Source organism: Methylobacter svalbardensis, assembly GCF_037671525.1.
GTDB classification, from domain to species: Bacteria; Pseudomonadota; Gammaproteobacteria; order Methylococcales; family Methylomonadaceae; genus Methylobacter_A; species Methylobacter_A svalbardensis.
This window is the reverse complement of sequence record NZ_JAWPOH010000124.1, coordinates 1-4,813: the sequence shown is the minus strand read 5'-3', so window position 1 is coordinate 4,813 and position 4,813 is coordinate 1. Positions and strand designations below refer to the sequence as shown.

The window sequence follows — 4,813 nt, the reverse complement described above, 5'->3', positions numbered from 1 at the left end:
CGTCCTGGTCACTCGATCGCTACCCAACAAGGGGTAGCTCACATGCTCTCCAATGACTCGACGCGATGTCGGAAAGCCTGTATTTTCACTACGCAAAAAGACGCTTCGTGAAAACACATGCACTATCGCTTCTGGGGACTACTCGACTCCTGTCTCGCAGCGTTGGATTGATCAACATGTTTGCTGCTCCGGTTATGCTGCCAGGATCTTATAAAGTGTAGGACGGCTTATTCCAAATTGCTTGGCTATGGCTGATTTATCTGCACCAGGTAACGCCAGGTCTTTTATTTCTGCTACTTGCGCCAATGACAGTTTAGGTGGTGCGCCTAGTTTCTGCCCTCTGGCCTTGGCTGCTGCTATGCCTTCGCGTTGCCTTTCTTTTATCAAGGTGCGCTCGAACTGTGCAAATGCTCCCAACATCTGGAACATAAGCTCCTGCATTGGACTGCTGGCCGACGCGTCGAAGATTAGATTTTCTTTATGGAAGTGAACCGATACGCCCTTGATTTTCAGGGCATCGACTAAGGTCTGTAGGTCTTTAAGGTTTCTTGCCAGTCTATCAATGCTGTGAACATGAAGCGTGTCACCGCGTCGCAAATGGTTAAAACACTTATCAAGCTCCGGTCGGTCGGTGTTCTTGCCGCTGGCCTTATCTGTGAATGTGGCATCGAGGGCAATATCTGCGAGTTGTCGCTCTGTGTTTTGCGATCCAGACGAAACCCGAATATACCCAACATTGTGACCTTTCATAATTTACCCCTGTTTATGTGTAAAATAATATCTTAGATGCATCGTAACACTTGTAAGGTAAATGTCAATTTAAGTTTATATTACACGATAGAATCAGGTATGTAGGGGTAGGTGTTTAGTGTAAGTTAATGTATACTAAATATTACACTTGCACACAATCGGCAAGGTATGTGAATGGCGAAGTCGTCCGTAGGCATTTCTGGGCAAGAGGTTAGCCAAGATCCCGTAGAACTTTAGAGCCTTTTGTTGATTAACACCCGTTATTGTGAGCAAGAAAAGGCGCTAAATACGAGCCCGACGGTTTTCAAATGCATGCCGTTACAGGTAGTTTCTAGAATTTATTCACCAATAAACCCCCAGCAACAAAAACACCCCAATCACCGCAAACTTCACCGCCCACTCTTCCATCGAACACCGGTCGTAGTGGGTCATGATCTCTTCAATCTTTTTGGCGCCCACTTGGTCGCGCATGTGAACTTTTCTTTGCATGACGATTCTCCTCTCTTGATTAACGATAACTGCGCATTTGCCCAACTAGCACACCCTGGATCTCAACCTGGTCTGGTCGGTAGACCATTGCCTTCATGCTGGCATTAGCCGGAATTAACAACACTTTGTCCGGCGATTGCTCGATATATTTCAGTGTCGCTTCCGACTTCTCAATCAAGGCCACCACGATTTCGCCATTTTGCGCATAACTGCGTTGCTCGATAACCACCCAATCGCCGTCGAAAATACCGGCTTCAACCATCGAATCGCCTTTAATCTGCAACACATAGCAGGGCTTGTCGCTCTTTAGCCTGTCCGGCACCGCCATATAGTTAATGTTTTCCAGCGCCTCAATCGGCTTACCGGCAGCAATACTGCCGACAAACGGCAAGGCGTGTTCACAGGCCACATAGTCGTGTTGCGCCCTTGACGTTAAGCGGATACCTGTTTGTTTTTGGCCAGCGAATGACTCAACCAGTCCAGCATCAATCAAGGCCGTAATGTGCTTGTGCATTGAACCCCGCGAAGCCATACCCAGCGCCGCACAGAGTTCATCGAGCGTGGGCGGAAAGTTAAATTTCTCGTAGTTGTCGCGCAAGAATTCAAAGATTTCACGCTGCCGCCTGGTTAGTTCGTTCATGGTTCCCCCTGCCGTTTATTTTTTGTCAGTTTAGCAAAAACAGCCTAAAATGCCAGAAAAAAAGAGAACAAAAAGAGAACGTAAATATTAACCTTTTTTCGAGCATATTATGGATCAATTAGTTACATCGACATTTAACACGGTTATTTGGCAACCCGTCCGCACTGTTCGACGAGTAGCGTTACCGCTATTGGCAGGCAAAGTGGCAGCCGGGTTTCCGTCCCCTGCCGATGATTACGTCGAGAAAAACCTGGATTTAAACAAGCTGCTGGTACAAAAGCCCGCCGTGACGTTCTTTGTTCGCGCTCAAGGTGAATCAATGCTCGGTGCCGGCATTCCGGTCTGTGTGGGCATGGGGCCGACTAAAACACTGGCTAAACTGGCGAACTTTGCCGCCAAAAAGTGGAAACAGACCTGTGGTGTAGTGGATTTGTCTGACCCGGTGCGCAGGGAAAAGCTGATGCGGATCGTGCCGGTCGGCGAGGTGTGGGGCATAGGCTCACGCACCACCGCAAAGCTTAACCAGATCGGGATCAATACCGTTTGGGACTTGGCAATTGAACCGAGCAAACGCATTCAAGCCCAGTTTAATGTCGTGGTCGCCAGAACCGTAATGGCTCTGAACGGCATTTCCTGTCTGGAGCTGGAAGAGATTGCGCCGGACAAACAGCAGATTGTCTGTTCCCGCAGCTTTAGCCGCCGAAAAAATCAGAAGACAGCAGTCGGTGACTGGCTGTATTACGGTATTCATCAGAACCAGCCCGTTCAACCCGCAGGAGCCGCAATATCAACGTGCGGCCAGCATCAAGTTTGATGCCGCCACACAGGACACCCGCACACTCATCGGCACGGCCAACTGCTTGCTAACGGAAATATTCAAAGCAGGCTATGGCTATCTAATGTGCGTTTTGACACAGCCTGGGCCAAGTGCGGTCATTCATCTAGCATCAAATTCAGTTCTTTGTGCGACTGGTTCCTGCCTAAAACCGGTCATTTAAATCAGCCGAACATGACAATGTTTGCCACTTTCAAAGTCAAAAAATAAGATAGAAATACTTAATTAGTGACATTGATGGATTTTTATTGGCAAATTTTCAACGTGTGTTTATCTGGAAAAAGATGCCCTCCTACATAAATTGAGGGCATTATGGAGGAAAATTTTTAAATGACTCGCCTGAAACTGACGGTTAAAGTTTAGTTATAAGGATAGTTGTCGCCGGATAGAACGTGTTGTGTTCCGCATGATAGTTCTCCCCAAGAAAAATTAACTATATTTATTTGCCATATAATAGCGATTCGAAACAAGTATAGCGAATGAATTTTTCTTGGGGAAGCATTTAATTTGTTTTTTTGGGAATATGATTGCACTGAACTCATATTCATACTAGGGGTAGAGGCAGAATTCGGAAAAAATAGTACGCTAAGCGAAAGCGGCCTAACCCTCGATATTATGGGCAAGGCCGTGCAATGAACAAATCAACAACACGCCCATAGCAATCAACGCAATCTGCTGCAATGATGTTTTCATGTCGGTCTTTTTATGCAATGACGGGATCAGATCGGCCACTGCGATATAAATAAAGCTAGAGGCCGCCAGTACCAGGAAATACGGCAAACTCTCATGCAAATCCGCCAAGCTGAAATATGCTAGCACACCGCCCAAAACCGTGGTTAAGCTGGCGAGTATATTGTAAAAAAGCGCTTTGCTTCTGGAATAGCCGCTGTGCAGCAAGATCGCAAAATCGCCGACTTCCTGAGGAATTTCATGCGCAGCAACGGCCAGACTGGTAACTATGCCTAATTGAACATCGGTCAAAAACGCGGCCGCGATTAAAACACCATCGACAAAATTATGGATGCCGTCTCCAAGAATAATCAACGCACCGGCTGACTTTGCTATACCGTGACTATGACTGTAGGTATGCCCGTGACCATGTTCGTACTCATCTTCATTGCCGTGCGCCTCACAGTCACCGGAATGGCAATGACGCCAGATCAGCAACTTTTCCAGCACGAAAAAACCAAGTACACCCGCTAAAATTGTCCCGGATAAGGATTGAAACTGCTCAGGCTTGGTTTCTGAAAATGCCTCGGGAATTAAGCCCCAAAAGGCAACCGCCAATAATGCGCCAATTGCAAAGCTGATTCCGTGCGGCAATACTTTAGCCCTGCGCTGCTCAGACAACAATAGAAAAACAGCGGCCGCCATAACGCTTAATACGCCGCCAACTGCTGTAAAAATGATAATTAGTAGCAGTAAATTCACTCTGTTATTTTTTCCATATTAGCGTTGCCATACGCCCGTCTGTTTATCCCGACGATAAGAATAAAAACGTTCATGTTCGGTGACTGTGCAAAAACCGCCACCGTAAACCTTATCAATACCCAGCAGCCAGATCGGTTCGAGCCAACTGATAAATGTCCGCCAGCCACTTGCCATTGTTCTGCTTTTTAAAGGCCGTTGTGAATGCGGCCGATTTTTCCAGAAAAGCATTGCGCACTTTAGTGCCGACTTCAAATCGGCCTTTAAAAATGCAGCACAATAGTTAAGTGCAGACAAAGAGTTCGGCGAGAATACCCGGCGCCTTAAGTCATTCGAGTAAACTGGCTCATTTCATTGAGTCATCGGATTTCACGGGGGCCAATTCAAAAATCAATATCTCGGCTGTACTGGTACCAACGTTTTCCACCGTCATGGCAGCTACCGTTTCCCAAAACACCTCGCCCGCACCATAAACTTTGGTTTCACCGCTATCTTCGACTTTCAATTTGCCTTTAAGGACATAACGCGGCCCTGGCCCTTCGTGCATAGCTATCTACACAACTTAAAGCACAAAAGTAGTAACATACGCCATGAATATAAAAAAAGTTATTAGACCTCGATCCTCGCTTGGCAAAGCGTCACCAACAGTTGGTGAGTGAGTATTTGAACTC

At 46.8% G+C, this 4,813-nt stretch carries 7 protein-coding genes and 1 pseudogene; 2 read left to right on the top strand and 6 right to left on the bottom strand.

Annotated features, from left to right (window positions below; all coding sequences use genetic code 11):
* Nucleotides 1-192 precede the first annotated feature (192 nt).
* From RW114_RS19910 to lexA, 3 genes are all read right to left on the bottom strand, one after another.
* The gene (locus tag RW114_RS19910) at nt 193-750 is read right to left on the bottom strand and encodes a recombinase family protein (protein WP_340124480.1); all 558 of its coding nucleotides are present in this window, start codon (nt 748-750) and stop codon (nt 193-195) included.
* A gap of 342 nt (nt 751-1,092) precedes the next feature.
* Entirely contained in the window at nt 1,093-1,239 is a 147-nt protein-coding gene (locus RW114_RS19905; RefSeq protein WP_340124479.1) for a hypothetical protein, read from the bottom strand.
* Between the two features lie 19 nt (nt 1,240-1,258).
* Nucleotides 1,259-1,879: a transcriptional repressor LexA gene (lexA, locus tag RW114_RS19900; RefSeq protein WP_340124478.1), complete on the bottom strand. Its 621-nt coding sequence runs from the start codon at nt 1,877-1,879 to the stop codon at nt 1,259-1,261.
* A gap of 109 nt (nt 1,880-1,988) precedes the next feature.
* On the opposite strand from lexA, the gene RW114_RS19890 reads away from it, so the two are divergent.
* Complete coding sequence (locus RW114_RS19890; RefSeq protein WP_479687043.1) at nt 1,989-2,693, top strand: S24 family peptidase; 705 nt, start codon at nt 1,989-1,991, stop codon at nt 2,691-2,693.
* Nucleotides 2,605-2,877: a DinB/UmuC family translesion DNA polymerase gene (locus RW114_RS19885; RefSeq protein ID WP_340124477.1), complete on the top strand. Its 273-nt coding sequence runs from the start codon at nt 2,605-2,607 to the stop codon at nt 2,875-2,877. Before RW114_RS19890 ends, RW114_RS19885 begins: the two co-directional genes overlap by 89 nt.
* A gap of 437 nt (nt 2,878-3,314) precedes the next feature.
* On the opposite strand, the gene RW114_RS19880 is transcribed toward RW114_RS19885, so the two are convergent.
* The 3 genes and pseudogenes from RW114_RS19880 to RW114_RS19865 all read right to left on the bottom strand — a co-directional run bounded on the left by RW114_RS19880 (nt 3,315) and on the right by RW114_RS19865 (nt 4,689).
* Nucleotides 3,315-4,145, bottom strand: a complete 831-nt coding sequence (locus tag RW114_RS19880; protein ID WP_340124476.1) for a ZIP family metal transporter — start codon at nt 4,143-4,145, stop codon at nt 3,315-3,317.
* Nucleotides 4,146-4,163: 18 nt separating this feature from the next.
* Nucleotides 4,164-4,380, bottom strand: a pseudogene (locus RW114_RS19875) (laccase domain-containing protein).
* A gap of 108 nt (nt 4,381-4,488) precedes the next feature.
* Entirely contained in the window at nt 4,489-4,689 is a 201-nt protein-coding gene (locus tag RW114_RS19865) for a cupin domain-containing protein (protein ID WP_340124474.1), read from the bottom strand.
* Nucleotides 4,690-4,813: the final 124 nt, after the last annotated feature.